The 15,771-nt window shown below is 60.7% G+C and carries 18 protein-coding genes; 13 read left to right on the top strand and 5 right to left on the bottom strand.

Annotation, left to right across the window (positions count from 1 at the left end; genetic code table 11):
* The first annotated feature begins 9 nt into the window (after positions 1-9).
* From lgt to AB1E34_RS18650, 4 genes are all read left to right on the top strand, one after another.
* Complete coding sequence (gene lgt, locus AB1E34_RS18665) at positions 10-909, top strand: prolipoprotein diacylglyceryl transferase (protein WP_372573829.1); 900 nt, start codon at positions 10-12, stop codon at positions 907-909.
* Positions 906-1,973: a class I SAM-dependent methyltransferase gene (locus tag AB1E34_RS18660; RefSeq protein ID WP_372573828.1), complete on the top strand. Its 1,068-nt coding sequence runs from the start codon at positions 906-908 to the stop codon at positions 1,971-1,973. Before lgt ends, AB1E34_RS18660 begins: the two co-directional genes overlap by 4 nt.
* A complete protein-coding gene (gene pgeF / locus AB1E34_RS18655) occupies positions 1,970-2,725 on the top strand; it encodes a peptidoglycan editing factor PgeF (protein WP_372573827.1) in 756 nt (251 codons plus the stop codon). The genes AB1E34_RS18660 and pgeF overlap by 4 nt, the downstream gene beginning before the upstream one ends.
* A 754-nt stretch (positions 2,726-3,479) precedes the next feature.
* On the top strand, positions 3,480-4,262 hold the full coding sequence (locus tag AB1E34_RS18650; protein ID WP_372573826.1) for a Hint domain-containing protein: 783 nt from the start codon (positions 3,480-3,482) through the stop codon (positions 4,260-4,262).
* A 93-nt stretch (positions 4,263-4,355) separates the two neighbouring features.
* Here the strand turns inward: AB1E34_RS18650 and AB1E34_RS18645 are convergent, their stop codons facing one another.
* A complete protein-coding gene (locus AB1E34_RS18645; RefSeq protein ID WP_372573825.1) occupies positions 4,356-4,856 on the bottom strand; it encodes an Lrp/AsnC family transcriptional regulator in 501 nt (166 codons plus the stop codon).
* Between the two features lie 226 nt (positions 4,857-5,082).
* Here AB1E34_RS18645 and trxB point away from each other — a divergent pair, with 226 nt between their 5' ends.
* The 5 genes from trxB to AB1E34_RS18620 all read left to right on the top strand — a co-directional run bounded on the left by trxB (position 5,083) and on the right by AB1E34_RS18620 (position 10,832).
* Positions 5,083-6,024, top strand: coding sequence for a thioredoxin-disulfide reductase (trxB, locus tag AB1E34_RS18640; protein WP_372573824.1), 942 nt, complete (start codon positions 5,083-5,085; stop codon positions 6,022-6,024).
* Entirely contained in the window at positions 6,021-6,488 is a 468-nt protein-coding gene (locus tag AB1E34_RS18635; RefSeq protein ID WP_372573823.1) for an RES family NAD+ phosphorylase, read from the top strand. The genes trxB and AB1E34_RS18635 overlap by 4 nt, the downstream gene beginning before the upstream one ends.
* A 57-nt stretch (positions 6,489-6,545) precedes the next feature.
* A complete protein-coding gene (locus AB1E34_RS18630; protein WP_372573822.1) occupies positions 6,546-8,240 on the top strand; it encodes an adenylate/guanylate cyclase domain-containing protein in 1,695 nt (564 codons plus the stop codon).
* Between the two features lie 192 nt (positions 8,241-8,432).
* Positions 8,433-10,148 (top strand): bifunctional sulfate adenylyltransferase/adenylylsulfate kinase, encoded by a 1,716-nt coding sequence (locus AB1E34_RS18625; RefSeq protein WP_372573821.1) that lies wholly within the window; start codon positions 8,433-8,435, stop codon positions 10,146-10,148.
* A gap of 192 nt (positions 10,149-10,340) precedes the next feature.
* A complete protein-coding gene (locus AB1E34_RS18620) occupies positions 10,341-10,832 on the top strand; it encodes a fasciclin domain-containing protein (protein ID WP_372573820.1) in 492 nt (163 codons plus the stop codon).
* Positions 10,833-10,876: 44 nt separating this feature from the next.
* Here AB1E34_RS18620 and AB1E34_RS18615 read toward each other — a convergent pair whose 3' ends face one another.
* The 4 genes from AB1E34_RS18615 to AB1E34_RS18600 all read right to left on the bottom strand — a co-directional run bounded on the left by AB1E34_RS18615 (position 10,877) and on the right by AB1E34_RS18600 (position 13,378).
* On the bottom strand, positions 10,877-11,752 hold the full coding sequence (locus tag AB1E34_RS18615) for a hypothetical protein (RefSeq protein ID WP_372573819.1): 876 nt from the start codon (positions 11,750-11,752) through the stop codon (positions 10,877-10,879).
* Positions 11,749-12,636: a PhzF family protein gene (locus tag AB1E34_RS18610; RefSeq protein ID WP_372573818.1), complete on the bottom strand. Its 888-nt coding sequence runs from the start codon at positions 12,634-12,636 to the stop codon at positions 11,749-11,751. Before AB1E34_RS18610 ends, AB1E34_RS18615 begins: the two co-directional genes overlap by 4 nt.
* A 100-nt stretch (positions 12,637-12,736) precedes the next feature.
* A complete protein-coding gene (locus AB1E34_RS18605) occupies positions 12,737-12,961 on the bottom strand; it encodes a DUF1150 family protein (RefSeq protein WP_372573817.1) in 225 nt (74 codons plus the stop codon).
* A gap of 3 nt (positions 12,962-12,964) precedes the next feature.
* Positions 12,965-13,378, bottom strand: a complete 414-nt coding sequence (locus tag AB1E34_RS18600) for an Hsp20 family protein (protein WP_249708122.1) — start codon at positions 13,376-13,378, stop codon at positions 12,965-12,967.
* 168 nt (positions 13,379-13,546) lie between these two features.
* Here AB1E34_RS18600 and AB1E34_RS18595 point away from each other — a divergent pair, with 168 nt between their 5' ends.
* The 4 genes from AB1E34_RS18595 (at position 13,547) to AB1E34_RS18580 (ending at position 15,758) form a co-directional block, all read left to right on the top strand.
* Entirely contained in the window at positions 13,547-13,771 is a 225-nt protein-coding gene (locus AB1E34_RS18595; RefSeq protein WP_249708120.1) for a YdcH family protein, read from the top strand.
* Positions 13,772-13,788: 17 nt separating this feature from the next.
* On the top strand, positions 13,789-14,118 hold the full coding sequence (locus AB1E34_RS18590) for a hypothetical protein (RefSeq protein ID WP_372573816.1): 330 nt from the start codon (positions 13,789-13,791) through the stop codon (positions 14,116-14,118).
* A gap of 85 nt (positions 14,119-14,203) precedes the next feature.
* The gene (gene purE, locus AB1E34_RS18585; RefSeq protein ID WP_372573815.1) at positions 14,204-14,692 is read left to right on the top strand and encodes a 5-(carboxyamino)imidazole ribonucleotide mutase; all 489 of its coding nucleotides are present in this window, start codon (positions 14,204-14,206) and stop codon (positions 14,690-14,692) included.
* Positions 14,685-15,758, top strand: coding sequence for a 5-(carboxyamino)imidazole ribonucleotide synthase (locus AB1E34_RS18580; RefSeq protein ID WP_372573814.1), 1,074 nt, complete (start codon positions 14,685-14,687; stop codon positions 15,756-15,758). Before purE ends, AB1E34_RS18580 begins: the two co-directional genes overlap by 8 nt.
* Positions 15,759-15,771: the final 13 nt, after the last annotated feature.

Raw genomic sequence — 15,771 nt, 5'->3', positions numbered from 1 at the left:
TGAAGCGCCATGCAGGCTGTTCTTACCTTCCCGGATTTTTCGCCCGAGATCTTCACCATCTCGCTGCTTGGTTTCGACTTTGCGCTGCGCTGGTATGCGCTCGCCTATATCGTCGGCATCCTGATCGCCTGGCAGTTGGCGCGGATGGCCATCGCGCGCCCGGCACTTTGGCCCGGAGATCATGCGCCGCTCAATCGCGTGCAGTTGGACGATCTGATCACCTGGATCATTCTGGGTGTGATTCTGGGCGGGCGGCTGGGTTTTGTGCTGTTCTACGAACCCGCCTATTACCTAGCCCATCCCATCGAGATTCTGATGGTCTGGCAGGGCGGCATGTCCTTTCATGGCGGCATGCTGGGCGTTGTGGTCGCGTCCTGGATTTTTGCCGTGCGGCAGAAAGTTCCCGTGCTGACCCTTGGCGATCTCGTGGCCCATACAGTGCCGCCGGGGCTGTTGCTGGGTCGGCTGGCGAATTTCATCAACGCCGAGCTTTGGGGGCGCCCGTCGGACCTGCCCTGGGCGGTGATCTTTCCCGGCGGGGCCGCGCAGAGCTGTCCGGGGGTCGAAGGACTTTGCGCCCGGCATCCCTCGCAGCTTTATGAGGCGCTGCTGGAAGGGCTGGTACTGGGTGCACTGCTGCTCTGGCTGGCCTATCGGCGCGGCGCATTCAAACGGCCCGGCCAGATCATGGGAACGTTCTTTGCGGGCTATGGCCTCGCGCGGTTTGCGGTCGAGTTCCTGCGTCAGCCCGACGCGCAGTTCATCTCGCCCGGCAACCCGCTGGGACTGGCATGGCATGTGGGTGGCTATGGGCTGACGATGGGGCAACTCCTGTCGCTGCCAATGATCGCGCTGGGGCTGTGGTTCATTCTGCGGGCACACCGCGCGGCCAGCGCCGCACCGGCATGAGCCTGCGCGGCCTGCTGCTGGAACGGATCAGCCAGACCGGGCCGCTGAGCGTGGCGCAGTACATGTCCGACTGCCTGCTGCATCCGGAATTCGGCTATTACGCCACCCGCGATCCGTTCGGAGCCAGGGGCGATTTCACCACCGCCCCCGAGATCAGTCAGATGTTCGGTGAGGTGCTGGGACTGTCGCTGGCGCAAGCCTGGTTGGATCAGGACCGCCCAGACCCGTTCACGCTGGCCGAGCTTGGCCCCGGTCGTGGCACGCTGATGGCGGATCTGCTGCGCGCAACCGCCGGGGTGCCGGGGTTTCACGCCGCCGCACAGGTCATGCTGGTCGAGGCCTCGCCAACCTTGCGCCAGATGCAGGCGGAAAGACTGGCTTCAGCCGATCCGCATTGGACAGACAATGTCGACACCCTGCCCCAAGCGCCGCTCTTCCTGATCGCCAACGAGTTCTTTGACGCGCTGCCGATCCGGCAATTCATCCGCGAGACCTCGGGGTGGCGTGAACGCCTGATTGGCGCGCAGGGCGAGGCGCTCGCCTTTGGACTGGGTGCCGACGCACCGCAACCGGGTCTGGCGCATCGACTGGAGGATACCGAACCCGGAGATCTGGTCGAGATATGCGATGCCGCGCGTCCGGTCATCACCGGTATCGCCGCGCGAATCGCCGCGCATGGCGGCGCGGCGCTGCTGGTCGATTACGGTGACTGGCACTCGCTGGGCAATACGCTGCAGGCGGTGCGACATCATCAGAAAACCGATCCATTGGCAGAGCCCGGACAGGCCGATCTGACCGCGCATGTGGATTTCGAAGCCTTGGCGCAGATCGCGCAACAGGCGGGCTGCGCCCATACCCGCCTGACCCCGCAGGGCGTGTTTCTGGAGCGGCTGGGCATCACCGAACGCGCGCAAAATCTTGCGAAACCCCTGAGCGGATCAGAGCTACAATCTCTGATTTCCGCGCATCGCCGGTTGACGCATCCCGGGGAAATGGGAAACCTGTTCAAGGTGCTGGGACTCTATCCAGCCACCGCGAACCCTCCACCCGGGCTGGAAGCATGACACTGGAAATCCTGACCTCAGATGGCCTGTCCCCAATTCGACACGGGTTCTTTACCCGCCGGGGCGGAGCGTCGTCCGGGGTGTTTGCCGGGCTGAACTGCGGCACCGGCTCATCCGACCAACGTGAGGCGGTCGCGATCAACCGCCAGCGCGTGGCACAAGCGCTGGATGTGCCCGAGACCCATCTGGTCGGCGTGCATCAGGTCCACTCACCCGACGTGGTGATTGTGGATCACCCCCTGCCCGACAAGCCCAAAGCCGACGCGGTGGTGACGTCAACGCCCGGCCTGGCGCTGTCGATTCTGACGGCCGATTGCCAGCCCGTGCTTTTCGCCGATCCCAAGGCGGGTGTCATCGGCGCCGCCCACGCGGGGTGGCGCGGCGCGCTTTCCGGCGTGCTGGAAGCCACGCTCGATGCCATGGAGGGGCTGGGAGCCCAGCGCGCGAAGACCATGGCCGTGATCGGCCCCGCAATCTCGCAGCGCGCTTATGAGGTGGGGCCTGAAATGTTTGACGAGTTCATGCAGGACGACCCGGAAAACGCGCGTTTCTTTGCCAATGGACAGGGCGACCGGATGCAGTTCGACCTGCCTGCATTCGGGCTGCACCGCCTGCGCCGCGCCGGGGTCGAACAGGCGGAATGGACGCGGCACTGCACCTATTCCGATGCCGACCGATTCTATTCCTATCGTCGCAGCACCCATGCCAAAGAGGCCGATTACGGTCGATTGATCTCGGCCATTCGCCTCTGACATCGCAGGTGGACGGCTCTGACGTGTCACAAATGTGGCCGAAGATGGACCGCCTGCCGCTGGCACACAGGTTATCCGTTTTGGTTTTTGTCATAAATATCAGAGCGAAACCTCGTTTAGCGCGCTCTTAACGTCTGGCGCCGCGCTGCCTCCAAACGTCCCTTATTTTCCCCGGATCAGCCCAATCGCCGCCCCAAAGAACTGCGACTTTGATCCTGTCGAACATGCGGTGCCGAACCGGCCCCGCAAGCAGGATCAGGAGGGACGGGGTTGAAGATCAAGGGACGCAATACAACCTTAAAGATCACCGCCGTGTCTGCTCAGAAAGTTCAACTGCCTTGGACCCGCGGCGCACGCCGCGCCCAGATGATCGCGCGCCGCGCCGAAAGCGGCCTTGAGAGGCGCGATAGCAGTTGAATGGAACGCAATACGGGTGAGCCTGACCGGTTCACCCTGGGAACCCGGTGCCGGACGCTGCCCCTGACCGGCCGGGGACAAGAGCCCGCCTCGCCCAATGGCGAGGCGGGTTTGGGCAGCACAGAAGACCGGGAGCAAAACACCCTCCCGCTAAGAAACGATGCCATTGGGGGGTCAATGGGATTGTGAGCCGGATGGGCGCAGACTGGGGAACGCGGTGTAAAAGCCACGCGGCCGGACGGTAATTTTGGGGGCAAAAACAATTAAAACCGAGTCGCTCTGACTCGTTGTCTGGGGCCAACACAGAGCTGACATGTATGAAGAAGGTTGAATAGGTATGACTATCCCCCACTCGCTGGCACGAGCGGCGCGGAATGCTGTCGAAACCGGCAAACTGCTAGAGGACCCGGCCAAGCTGCAAAGCCGGACCAAACCACAATTGCGGCGCTATGAGGTGAGCACGCTGGTCGGCAAGAACGAGATTGCCCAGACACGTCACATCGCGCCGGCACTGCCGCTGTTCGAAGAGGCGTTCTGCGCGTTTTCCCGTGGCTCGCTGGTGGAAACAGACATGGGGCCGTTGGCAATCGAGGACCTGCTGCCGGGTGACCGCCTGATCGTGCAGGATGGATCGGCGCAGGAACTGCTCTGGAAAGGATCGACAACGCTGATCCCCGGCCGACCCGACCTGAAAGGCCGCGCGCAAAGCCTGACCCGAATCATGGCCGACAGCTTTGGCATGCAACGCCCGATGTCGGGGGTGATCGTCGGGCCATCGGCGCGGTTACTGGCCACGCCCGGACACCTGCAAAGCCTGTGTGCCGGAGATCAGATTCTGACGCCGATCAAGGAATTCGTGGATGGCATGAACGTGGTCGAAACCTCGCCGCCAACGCCGGTCGAGGTGTTCCATTTGTGCCTCAAACGCCATTCGGTGATCAAGGTGGACGGGCTGCAATTCGAAACCTATCACCCCGGTATCCACGCGGTACGGGTCATGAGCCACGCGATGCGGTCCCTCTATCTGAACCTCTTCGCGCATGTCGAGAAACTGACCGATTTCGGGCCACAGATTCTGCCGCGTGCCGGGGATGGTCAATACGACGCGATCAGCGTCTGAGGTTTGCCATGAAACTGATGCTACTATGGGTGATCAGCGTCTTCATCAGCGCCTTCCTGCCCTCAACCGTGACCACCAAGGAACAGATTGCGCTCAAGCGCTCCGGCTCAGGCGGTCTTCGAGCACGTCGAAGGGCACTCCGGGCTCGTCCTTCGCGCCGCGAATGACAAGCGAGGTCTTAACGCTGGCCACATTGGGGGTGGACAGCAATTCGCCGGTCAGAAAGCTCTGAAAACTGCTCAGATCCGGCGCGACGCATTTCAGGATGAAATCGACCTCGCCATTGAGCATGTGACACTCGCGCACCAGTGGCCAGTTGCGGCAGGTCTCTTCAAAGGCCGACAATTCAACCTCGGCCTGGCTTTCCAGCCCGACCATGGCAAAGACCTGCACCTCGAATCCCAGTTCGCGCGCGTTCACATCGGCATGGTAGCCGTGGATATAGCCCGCCTCTTCCAGCGAGCGGACCCGCCGCAGGCAGGGCGGCGCGGAGATGCCGACCCGTTTGGCCAGTTCCACATTGGTCATCCGGCCATCTGCCTGCAATTCTGCCAGTATTTTCCTGTCGATCGGATCGAGTCGGGTCGCGACCATGAAATTCTCCGCTCATTTTTGCGGTTGTTATATCAGCCGCGCCGGGATGAGCAATAATATTTCGCTGCAGCGCAATTATGTTAACCACAATGACCAATCGGGCTTGGCTGCGCCGCTTATAACAAGCCCGGGGCCACTTCAGATAAGGGGTTTAAGCCGCGATTGCGCATCGCTATATCCATCCTCCGAAGATGGCACTCCCGCCATCCATCAAAACGGGGTTCCCATGGCCGAGACACGTCACACCAAGGTTCTTATCATCGGATCCGGCCCGGCGGGCTATACCGCCGCCGTCTATGCCAGCCGTGCCATGCTGGAACCGATCCTGGTGCAGGGCATCGAGCCGGGCGGTCAGCTGACCACCACCACCGAGGTCGAGAACTGGCCCGGCGATACCGAGGTTCAGGGCCCTGATCTGATGGTCCGGATGGAGGCGCATGCCAAGGCCATGGGCTGCGAGGTGATCGGTGACATCATCAGCGATCTCGACCTGTCCAAACGCCCCTTTACCGCCAAGGGCGACAGCGGCACGCTCTATACCGCAGACGCAGTCATTTTGGCCACCGGCGCGCGCGCCAAGTGGCTGGGTATGCCTTCGGAAGAGAAGTTCAAGGGCTTCGGCGTCTCGGCTTGCGCGACCTGTGACGGATTCTTTTATCGCGGGCAGGAAATCGTGGTGATCGGCGGCGGCAACACCGCCGTGGAAGAGGCGCTGTTTCTGACCAATTTCGCCAGCAAGGTTACGTTGATCCACCGCCGCGATGAGTTGCGCGCTGAAAAAATCCTGCAGGATCGCCTGTTCAAGAACGAAAAGATCGAACCGCTCTGGTTCCATCAGTTGGAAGAAGTGACCGGGACCGACGCACCGCTGGGCGTTGAAGGCGTGAAAGTCAGGAACGTCAAGACCGGCGAAATCTCCGAAATCCCTTGCAAGGGCGTCTTTGTCGCCATCGGCCACGCGCCTGCCAACGAGTTGGTGATTGATCAGCTCGACACCCATATGGGCGGCTATGTGGTGACCAAACCCGGCACCACCGAAACCTCGGTGCCCGGGGTCTTTGCGGCGGGTGATCTGACCGACCATGTCTATCGCCAGGCGGTGACCAGCGCCGGGATGGGCTGCATGGCGGCGTTGGATGCGGGGCGGTTCCTGGCCGAGCAGGAATGATCCCCTTCACCGGGACCGTCTGGCGCATGACCTTTCAGGGTCAGGATGCGCAGGTCCCGGTCACCTCGCCCGAGGGACGGTTTCACCATTCCGGGCAGGTGGCGATCTACAGCTCGCTCACGGCTGAAGGCACCGCGATTGCGATCCGCCGCTACATGTCGCCCAATGATGCGCCGCGCCTGATCCAACCGCTACACATCCGTGCGGCGCGCGTGGCCGATCTGCGGGGCAATCGCGAGGCCTCTGTTATCTGGCAGGACATTCACGCCACCGGCGCGCCCTCGCCCACCTGGGCGTTTTCCGATACGGCCCGTGCAGATGGCGCGCAGGCGATGCTCTATTCCTCGCGCTCACGGCCAGACCTCAGCCATCTGGTGATCTTCGACCCGCAGGTCGCACGCGCGCACCCAGAGATCGCAACGCAAACCTGGCCTGCGGAGACCGACAACAGCACGCGGCTGTGACTTGACCCCATTGCCCGGGCACCCCATTCTGAACCGTCGAAACGGAAAGGAACGCGCGTGGCCAACGTGTTGTGGCAGGGAAGCTGGCTGGTTCGGGCGCGGATCGTCTCAGGCCTGATCCTGTTCACCTATGCCCTGTTCCATTTCCTTAATATCGGCATGGGCCTCATATCGGTCGAGGCAATGGATGCGTTTCAGGCCGGACGGCATGCCATCACCCGCAATCCGATCGGATCGACGCTGCTATATGGGGCGTTCCTGACCCATATCGGCATCGCGCTTTATGATCTGGCCACGCGCCGGACTTTGCGCATGTCATGGCCGCATGCGCTGCAGGTGATACTCGGCCTGCTCATCCCGCTGCAATTGCTGTCTCATCTGGCCTTCACGCGCTTTGCGCATGAGGTTTTCGAGGTCAATGACAAGATGAGCTATCTGATCGTGCTGATGTGGAACAACCCCTCGGTCTGGTATCAATCGCTGCTGTTGCTGCTGGTCTGGGTGCATGGCTGTATGGGCATGCATTTCTGGCTACGTCTGACAAGCTGGTGGCAAAACGCCATCCCCTATCTGATCGGGCTCGCAGTGCTGATCCCAGCCTTTGCCTTTGCCGGGCTACTGACCGAAGGGCGCAACATGTGGGCAGCCTTTGGCGACCCCGAGTTGCGCAACATAGCAATCGAGTATTTCAACTGGCCTGACGAAGCTGCGTTCCAACATCTTTTTGCTGCCAAAAACATGGCCCAGAACATCTTTTGGGCACTGCTGATCCTGACTGCCATCGTCTATCTGAGCCGTAAATTGCTGCGCAAACGGAAGTCGGTAAGGATCAGTTATGTCGACGGACCCGAGATCACATCCGAACGCGGCATGACCCTGCTTGAGATGTCTCGGGCAAACAATGTTCCTCATACCGCGCTTTGTGGTGGCAAGGGACGCTGTACCACTTGCCGGGTGGTGATCGAGGACGGTGCCGATCTGTTGCACCCCCCAAGCGAGGCAGAAGAGCGCAGCCTGCAAGCCGTAGGTGCGACAGCCAATACGCGCCTGGCCTGCCAGATTCGCCCCGTCGATCCGCTGACGGTCTATCGGGTGTTTCGCCCCCAGGGCGGACGCACCCGCGCCCATGCCAGCCAAGGACAGGAACGCCAGCTTGCCATCCTGTTTCTGGACATGCGCAGCTTCACTGCCCGCACTGCCGAGCAGTTGCCCTATGATGTGGTGTTTTTTCTCAACCGCTTCTTTGACGCGATTGTCCCTGCAATCACCAAAGCAGGCGGCAAGGTGGATAAATACATGGGGGATGGATTTCTGGCAGTATTCGAAGCAGACACGGCCCAAGATTCGGCCCGCGCGGGTCTGCGCGCCGCCGAAGGCGCGGGCAAAGCTCTGGAAGAGTTCAACCAGACGCTCGAAGATCAGAACGACCGCCCGGTTCAGATCGGCATGGCTCTGCATCTGGGCAATGTGGTTCTGGGCGAGATCGGCACCACCGAGAATGCGCCGCGCACGATCATCGGGGACGCCGTGAACGCCACCAGCCGTTTGCAGGCGGAAACCAAGAGAATGGGCGTTGAGCTGATCGTTTCAGCGCCTCTGCTGACGGCGGCAGGGTATTCGGGCGATGATATCGCCCTGCACCCGTTCAAGCTGCGCGGTGTTTCCGAACCGATCCGCGGCCTGCCGGTGGTCACCGCGTCACAACTCACCATCGCGGTGGCACCGTTGAGAAAAGGGGCACATTTCGGCTGACCCCTGCGGGCGCGATTGGAAACATATGGTATACAACCCGCCGTTTGAGCAGGAATCTGTTCCAAATTGCGATTTTTCTGCACACCTCCTCCTTCAATTGTTCTCAATCTCTGGACTTCCGAAACAAGACCGGGCAAGTGCGCGGCAGTGTCCATCAAACCCGAATTTACGGATTGATCAGAGAGTATTCGAATGACCATGCTTGCCAATCTCGCTCCGATCCCGGAGCTGTATGTTTCCTACGATTCCGCCCAGAAACTCAAAGTCGAAGCCGCCGATCTGACCAGCCATGATCTGACCCCGCGCCAGATCTGCGATCTGGAATTGCTGATGAACGGTGGGTTCAACCCGCTCAAGGGATTTCTGAGCGAGACCGACTATAACGGCGTGGTCGAAAACATGCGTCTGGCGGACGGCTCGCTCTGGCCGATGCCGGTCACATTGGATGTGTCCGAGGAGTTTGCCGACAGCATCGAACTGGGACAGGACATCGCCCTGCGCGATCAGGAAGGCGTGATTCTGGCGACCATGACGGTGACCGACCGCTGGACTCCGGACAAATCGAACGAGGCCGCAAAGGTATTCGGTGCCGACGATCAGGCGCATCCGGCGGTGAACTACCTGCATAACGTGGCTGGCAAGGTATATCTGGGTGGCCCTGTCGTCGGTATCCAGCAGCCGGTGCATTACGATTTCCGCGCCCGCCGTGATACCCCGAACGAGCTGCGCGCCTATTTCCGCAAGGTGGGCTGGCGCCGGATCGTCGCCTTCCAGACCCGCAACCCGCTGCACCGCGCGCATCAGGAACTGACCTTCCGCGCCGCCAAAGAGGCGCAGGCCAACCTGCTGATCCATCCGGTCGTGGGCATGACCAAACCGGGCGATGTCGACCACTTCACCCGCGTGCGCTGCTACGAGGCGGTGCTGGACAAATACCCGGCCGCCACCACCTCCATGTCGCTGCTGAACCTCGCGATGCGCATGGCTGGCCCGCGCGAGGCGGTGTGGCACGGCATTATCCGCCGCAACCATGGCTGCACGCATTTCATCGTTGGTCGCGACCACGCCGGACCGGGCAAGAACTCTGCCGGTGAGGATTTCTACGGGCCTTACGATGCACAGGACCTGTTCCGCGAACATCAGGACGAGATCGGCATCGAAATGGTTGATTTCAAACACATGGTCTATGTGCAGGAACGCGCCCAATACGAACCCAATGATGAGATCGCCGACAAGGACAACGTCACGATCCTGAACATCTCAGGCACCGAACTGCGCCGCCGTCTTCGCGAAGGGCTGGAGATCCCGGAATGGTTCTCTTTCCCCGAGGTGGTGGATCAGTTGCGCGGCCGCTACCCGCCGCGCTCGAAACAGGGGTTCACCGTGTTCTTCACCGGTTTCTCAGGCTCGGGCAAATCCACCATCGCCAATGCTTTGATGGTCAAGCTGATGGAGATGGGCGACCGCCCCGTCACGCTGCTGGATGGTGATATCGTGCGGAAGAACCTCAGCTCAGAGCTTGGCTTCTCGAAAGAACATCGCGACCTGAACATCCGTCGCATCGGTTATGTGGCCAGCGAAATCACCAAGAATGGCGGCATTGCCATCTGCGCGCCGATTGCGCCCTACGCCACCACCCGCCGGGCTGTGCGCGAGGATATCGAAGCCTTCGGCGCCTTTGTCGAAGTGCATGTCTCCACCTCGATCGAGGAATGTGAGCGCCGCGACCGCAAGGGGCTCTATAAGCTGGCGCGCGCAGGCAAGATCAAAGAGTTCACCGGCATCTCGGACCCCTATGACGTTCCCGCAGACCCGGAGCTGAGCGTCGAAACCGAGAATGTCGATGTCGACAATTGCGCCCATCAAGTGCTGCTGAAACTGGAAAGCATGGGCCTGATCGCCGGCTGATCACCAGACCATATTGAACGGGAAGCCCGCCAACCGGCGGGCTTTTTCTATTTTCAGAAACATACCAAGCATTTGTTTTTTATAAATAAATTTAGATCCTCACAAATTGGAGCTCAATTTTCTTTGACCTCAATGTGATCCACTTCTTCGGGCGGCGACGTAACAGACCCATATTCACACAGGGAGAGAACAATGTTCAGACGCCACTTCATCGCCACCCTCAGCGCCGCCGCTATTGCGGCAACCAGCATGACCGCCGCCTTTGCCGGTGGCCAGAAAGACATCGTCGATACCGCGGTTGGTGCGGGCTCGTTCGGCACTCTGGTCGCCGCCGTTCAGGCCGCCGATCTGGTAGGTACGCTGAAAGGCGACGGGCCTTTCACCGTCTTCGCCCCGACCGACGAAGCCTTTGCAGCTCTTCCCGAGGGCACCGTTGAAAACCTGCTGAAACCGGAAAACAAGGATCAGCTTGTGGCAGTTCTGACCTATCACGTGGTGCCCGCCAAAGTGATGTCGGGTGACATTGCAGGCAAACGCGCCAAGGTTCTTACGGTTCAGGGCGACCGTCTGGCCGTCAACGCCCGCAACGGGGTCAAGGTCAACAACGCCGAGGTTGTCACTGCCGATGTCGAGGCGTCCAACGGCGTGATCCATGTGATCGACACGGTTCTGATCCCGGAATAATCACGGCCTGTCATCCGGTTCCGCCGCGCGGCGGAACCGGTCAATCAGCCGGAGGCCGCGATTTCTTTCTCAATGGCTTTCGCCGCGCGCAGATCGATATCGGCATAAGGCTGCAAAGGCTCTTTCAGAGCCCGGATCGCAGGCAAACGGCTCTGATAATCTTCCTCGGACATGTTTTGCACCGCCGCACGCACTTCTTCACCCGTTTCGCAGATGATCATGCCTTCGGGATCGATGAAGTCGCCGATATTAGGGCAGCCCCAATAGATCGGCACGGTCTCGCAGAACACGGCGTCCAGCAGCTTTTCCGAGAAATAGTTCTTTTCGCGCACATTCTCGATCACGATCGAATAGCGGTAGGGCGCCAGCCCGTCGGACTTCTTGTCAAACGGCGTATAGCCACGCCCCAGAACCTCCACATCCTGCCCCGTTTCGCGCACCCAATCGACCATCTCATGGCGTAGCCGGTGTCCCGCCGTATCGCGCTTGGCCGAGGCGATCAGCGAGCAAGCCTTGGTCTTTTTGATCTTCAGATCGCGCCATTCAGGCACCCAGGTGGTGCCATAGGGAAAGAACACGCAATTGGGGATGGACCCCACCAGCGCCGCGTGAAAACTCAGCACCCGATAAAACCGCCGCCATGTCCATTTCAGCAGTTTGATATGCTTGGCATGAATCACCGACGGCTCGCCCATCATCAGTGATATCCGCGCCCTAGTGCCCCGGCGCAGCACATAATGATGCGACGTCTTGGGATACATGATCAAATGATCGGTGCGCTCCAGATCACCCACACGCTTACCTAGCAGGCGATCCGGGCAGCCGAGCGGCCAGGTCAACTCAGACAGCGGCATCTGCGCCAGCTTCGGTCCCAGTGAGGTACCATAAGGCAGGATCGCGATGCCCGGCGCGTCGTTCATGCCGCACCCTCGGGCATGTTGACCTGCCCCTGCATCAGCACAAAACCCTGACCCGAGACGCGAATACCGGTCATGGCGTCACGTGGCCCGACCCGTGTGACACGCGCCTGCCCCGGGCGACCCATGCCGTGGCCCTGTTCGGCGATAAAACTGTCCTTGTCCATCAGCCCGCGATGCCAGAGATACGCCGCCATCGCACCGGTGGCCGATCCGGTGAACGGGTCCTCAGCCGGGCTGGGCGGGGCCAACAGCAGCCGGGAATAGGTATCACCCTCATCGGTTGCGCCGCCCAGCGTCACCATGAACGGCTCCATCATGTCGGTGCCGTCATAGCCCAGAAAATCCGTCATGATGCGAAACGCATCGACATTGAGCACCGCCCGATCCAGGGTCGCACGATCCCGCAGGAGCGTGATGCAAAAGGGCAAGCCGGTCGAGACCATCTGTGGCTGGCCAACAATGTCATCCGCCTGCAAACCAATCGAAGCCGCAACGATCTCTGTCGGAACTTCAACCCCGAACTCGGGCGCGACCTGCGTCATTTCGATTAGATCGCCATCAATACGGACAGCGACAAGGCCAGCGCCGGTTTCAAGTGTCAGTTCATCCTTTGTCACCAGCCCGCGCGCTCGAAGAGCCGCCACGGTCGCAATCGTCGGATGCCCGGCAAAGGGAATTTCACGGCTGGCCAGATAATAGCGGACCAGAAGATCGGCTTCGTCTGAAGGACCCGTAAAGGTGCATTCCATCAGCGATGTCTCGCGCACAAAACGCATGCAGGTCTCGTCAGGCAGGCCCGCGCCCTGATGCACCACCGCACAACCATTGCCGCCAAAGGCATGGTTGGTAAACGCATCCACCCAATCGAAATCGAACCTGCTCATCTCGTGTCCCCTGACTTTGGCGGGCCGTCAGGGTGACATCTATCTCCGGTTCTGTCCGGCTTGTCACGCGGGAAGTTGCCCGGCCCGCGTGGCAAAAGCGTCAGTGAACGGTCACTGGCATATAGTCGTGTTCACGCGCCAGCACAAAGGCCAGCTTACGGTCAGCCACCAGCGCCAGCTGCTGGCCCGAAGTGTCGTGAACCGCATAAATCTGCTCCAGATCGCCGGCCTGCGAGCGCAGCTTGTCCGGCAGATCGGCCACGTCGACCGCTTTCACATAAACGATCCGGTCCGCGTCAGTCTTCAAATCATGTGGCGTATTCATCGCTTACCCTTTCCTTATGTTGATCCTCTGCACCACGGTATCCGGGATCGCGCGTGTCAGATCGACATGCAGCAACCCGTTTTCCATGATGGCCTCACCGACCTCGACACCGTCAGCCAGCACAAACATGCGCTGAAACTGGCGCGCCGCGATGCCGCGATGCAGGAACACGCGCCCTTCGCTATCGTCGCGCTGACGGCCGCGGATGACCAGTTGGCGGTCCTCGACCGTAATCGCCAGATCCTCTTCGGCAAACCCGGCCACGGCCAAGGTAATGCGATAGGAATGATCCGAGGTTTGTTCAATGTTATAGGGCGGATAGCCTTCATTGCCCGATTTCGCCGAGCGTTCCAGCAGGCGTTCCAATTGCTCGAACCCAAGCAGATGCGGGTAAGACGCAAGCGTAGTTTTTGACACGTCCAATCGTCCTTTTTCTGTCAAAGCGACGGTGCGCGCGGTCCCGTTCCGGCAACCGCGCATAGGACAATATGGGGAGAAACCTTGCCCACCACAAGGTCTAGGCGAAATCATCGTGAACGCGTATTCTAGGGCTCAGGCAAGATCCAACAAAGACCCGAGTCGCTCATGAACGCACCTACCGACCTCTCGATGAAAACCGACGATGTGCTGCGCGTCGAGCTGGAGGTATTCCGCCGCCAGCACCGCGATCTGGACGAGGCCATCCATGCGCTCGTGGACAAGGGAACGGCGGATCAGCTGACAATCAAGCGGCTGAAAAAGCAGAAATTAAGGCTCAAGGACATGATCGCCCTGATCGAGGATCGGCTTACGCCGGATATCATTGCGTGATCTGCAAGAGCCCGGATTTGCAACTTGCCAAAACAAAATCGAAGCTCTGGAAGCTTTACTTGATTGCAATCGGGTTCGTTTTTGCCGCTTCGCTTGCTCTTCACTTCTGGATCGGTGACGTCGTGGCTGGACACAAGATGATTGCCAGCCAGAATTATGTTCTACTGCGCGGCTCTCCTCAATACGTTGTGTCGCAGGAAACCTCTGAGCTTTGGGTGCCGATCAGTGCGGTCACGTATGCCCTGTACCAAGCTCTGCGATGGGTGATGCTTAGCATATGTTCGGCAGCCGCTTTGTTTCTGCTCTTGTGGTGGCTGCTCACACCCAGCCCCTCCAATCGATCCTAAAGAGTCACCCGCAGTTTCATCCGCATTGCCAGCCACAACGATTTGGCTATAGTGCGCGCTCTTTCCAAAGCCGGGGTTCGAGCGGATGGGCGACATCAAAGTGGGGATCATCATGGGCAGCCAGTCGGACTGGCCCACGATGAAAGAGGCAGCCGATATTCTGGACGCGCTCGACGTGCCTTATGAGGCGCGCATCGTCTCGGCCCATCGCACGCCGGACCGGTTGTGGGACTATGGCAAAACCGCCGCCGATCGGGGCCTGCAGGTGATCATCGCAGGTGCCGGAGGGGCCGCACATCTGCCGGGGATGATGGCCTCGAAAACCCGCGTGCCGGTGATCGGCGTACCGGTCCAGACCCGCGCGCTCTCCGGCGTCGATTCGCTCTATTCCATCGTGCAGATGCCCAAGGGCTTTCCGGTCGCCACCATGGCCATCGGATCAGCGGGCGCCGCCAATGCCGGATTGATGGCCGCAGGCATCCTCGCGCTGCAGGATGAAGCGATGGCGCAACGGCTCGACGCCTGGCGCGAAGCCCTCTCCGCATCGATCCCAGAGGAGCCCAGCAATGACTGAGCCCCTGCCGCAAGGCGCAACCATTGGTATTCTGGGCGGCGGGCAACTGGGCCGCATGCTCTCGGTCGCGGCAGCCCGGCTTGGGTTCCGCACCCATATCTTCGAGCCCGGCGCCAACCCACCAGCAGGCCATGTTGCCCATGAGGTCACAACCGCCGCTTACGAGGATGAGTCCGCACTCGCCGCTTTTGCCCGATCGGTCGATGTGATCACCTATGAGTTCGAGAACATCCCGACCCAGGCGCTCGACCTGCTCGAAGCGCACCGCCCGATCCGCCCCGGGCGAGAGGCACTGCGGATCAGCCAGGATCGGCTCACCGAAAAGACCTTCCTGCGCGATCTCGGCCTGCAGACCGCGCCTTTTGCCGACATCACCGATCTGACCAGCCTTGAGGCGGCGATCGCTGAAATCGGTACGCCCGCGATTCTGAAGACCCGCCGCTTCGGCTATGACGGCAAGGGGCAGGCCCGCTTGAAAAGCTCAGCCGATGCCGAGGCCGCATTGGCGGATATGGCGGGCGCGCCCGCCATTCTGGAAGGGTTTGTGGACTTCTCTCACGAGGTCTCGATCATCGCCGCGCGCGGGCTTGACGGTCAGGTCGCCTGTTTCGATCCCGGTGAGAACGTGCATGAGGCAGGCATCCTGCGCACCACCACCGTCCCTGCCCGGCTGACCTCTGCGCAGAAAACCGATGCGGTGCTGCTGGCCGCCAAAATACTCAACCGGCTGGATTATGTCGGCGTGATGGGGGTCGAGCTGTTTGTGACCCCGCAAGGGCTGATCGTGAACGAGATTGCCCCGCGCGTACATAACTCCGGCCATTGGACACAGAATGGCTGCACTGTCGACCAGTTCGAACAACATATCCGCGCCGTCGCGGGCTGGCCGCTGGGCGACGGGCAACGTTATACGGATGTGGTGATGGAGAACCTGATCGGCGACGATATGGACCGGGTTCCTGCACTGGCGCGAGAGCGAGACGTGGCGCTGCATCTCTATGGCAAGGCCGAGGTCAAACCAGACCGCAAGATGGGCCATGTCAATCGCATCACCCGCGCCACCTAGCGCCCGAAAATCG

Origin of the sequence: Ruegeria jejuensis (assembly GCF_041537905.1) — a bacterium.
Taxonomy (GTDB): domain Bacteria; phylum Pseudomonadota; class Alphaproteobacteria; order Rhodobacterales; family Rhodobacteraceae; genus Ruegeria_C.
The sequence above is the reverse complement of the archived record's forward strand: the minus strand, read 5'-3'. Positions and strand labels throughout refer to the sequence as shown.

Coding starts and splice junctions, on each gene's coding strand:
- lgt (WP_372573829.1), top strand. CDS start 10: ATGCAGGCTGTTCTTACCTTCCCGGATTTTTCGCCCGAGATCTTCACC.
- AB1E34_RS18660 (WP_372573828.1), top strand. CDS start 906: ATGAGCCTGCGCGGCCTGCTGCTGGAACGGATCAGCCAGACCGGGCCG.
- pgeF (WP_372573827.1), top strand. CDS start 1,970: ATGACACTGGAAATCCTGACCTCAGATGGCCTGTCCCCAATTCGACAC.
- AB1E34_RS18650 (WP_372573826.1), top strand. CDS start 3,480: ATGACTATCCCCCACTCGCTGGCACGAGCGGCGCGGAATGCTGTCGAA.
- AB1E34_RS18645 (WP_372573825.1), bottom strand. CDS start 4,856: ATGGTCGCGACCCGACTCGATCCGATCGACAGGAAAATACTGGCAGAA.
- trxB (WP_372573824.1), top strand. CDS start 5,083: ATGGCCGAGACACGTCACACCAAGGTTCTTATCATCGGATCCGGCCCG.
- AB1E34_RS18635 (WP_372573823.1), top strand. CDS start 6,021: ATGATCCCCTTCACCGGGACCGTCTGGCGCATGACCTTTCAGGGTCAG.
- AB1E34_RS18625 (WP_372573821.1), top strand. CDS start 8,433: ATGACCATGCTTGCCAATCTCGCTCCGATCCCGGAGCTGTATGTTTCC.
- AB1E34_RS18620 (WP_372573820.1), top strand. CDS start 10,341: ATGTTCAGACGCCACTTCATCGCCACCCTCAGCGCCGCCGCTATTGCG.
- AB1E34_RS18615 (WP_372573819.1), bottom strand. CDS start 11,752: ATGAACGACGCGCCGGGCATCGCGATCCTGCCTTATGGTACCTCACTG.
- AB1E34_RS18610 (WP_372573818.1), bottom strand. CDS start 12,636: ATGAGCAGGTTCGATTTCGATTGGGTGGATGCGTTTACCAACCATGCC.
- AB1E34_RS18605 (WP_372573817.1), bottom strand. CDS start 12,961: ATGAATACGCCACATGATTTGAAGACTGACGCGGACCGGATCGTTTAT.
- AB1E34_RS18595 (WP_249708120.1), top strand. CDS start 13,547: ATGAACGCACCTACCGACCTCTCGATGAAAACCGACGATGTGCTGCGC.
- purE (WP_372573815.1), top strand. CDS start 14,204: ATGGGCGACATCAAAGTGGGGATCATCATGGGCAGCCAGTCGGACTGG.
- AB1E34_RS18580 (WP_372573814.1), top strand. CDS start 14,685: ATGACTGAGCCCCTGCCGCAAGGCGCAACCATTGGTATTCTGGGCGGC.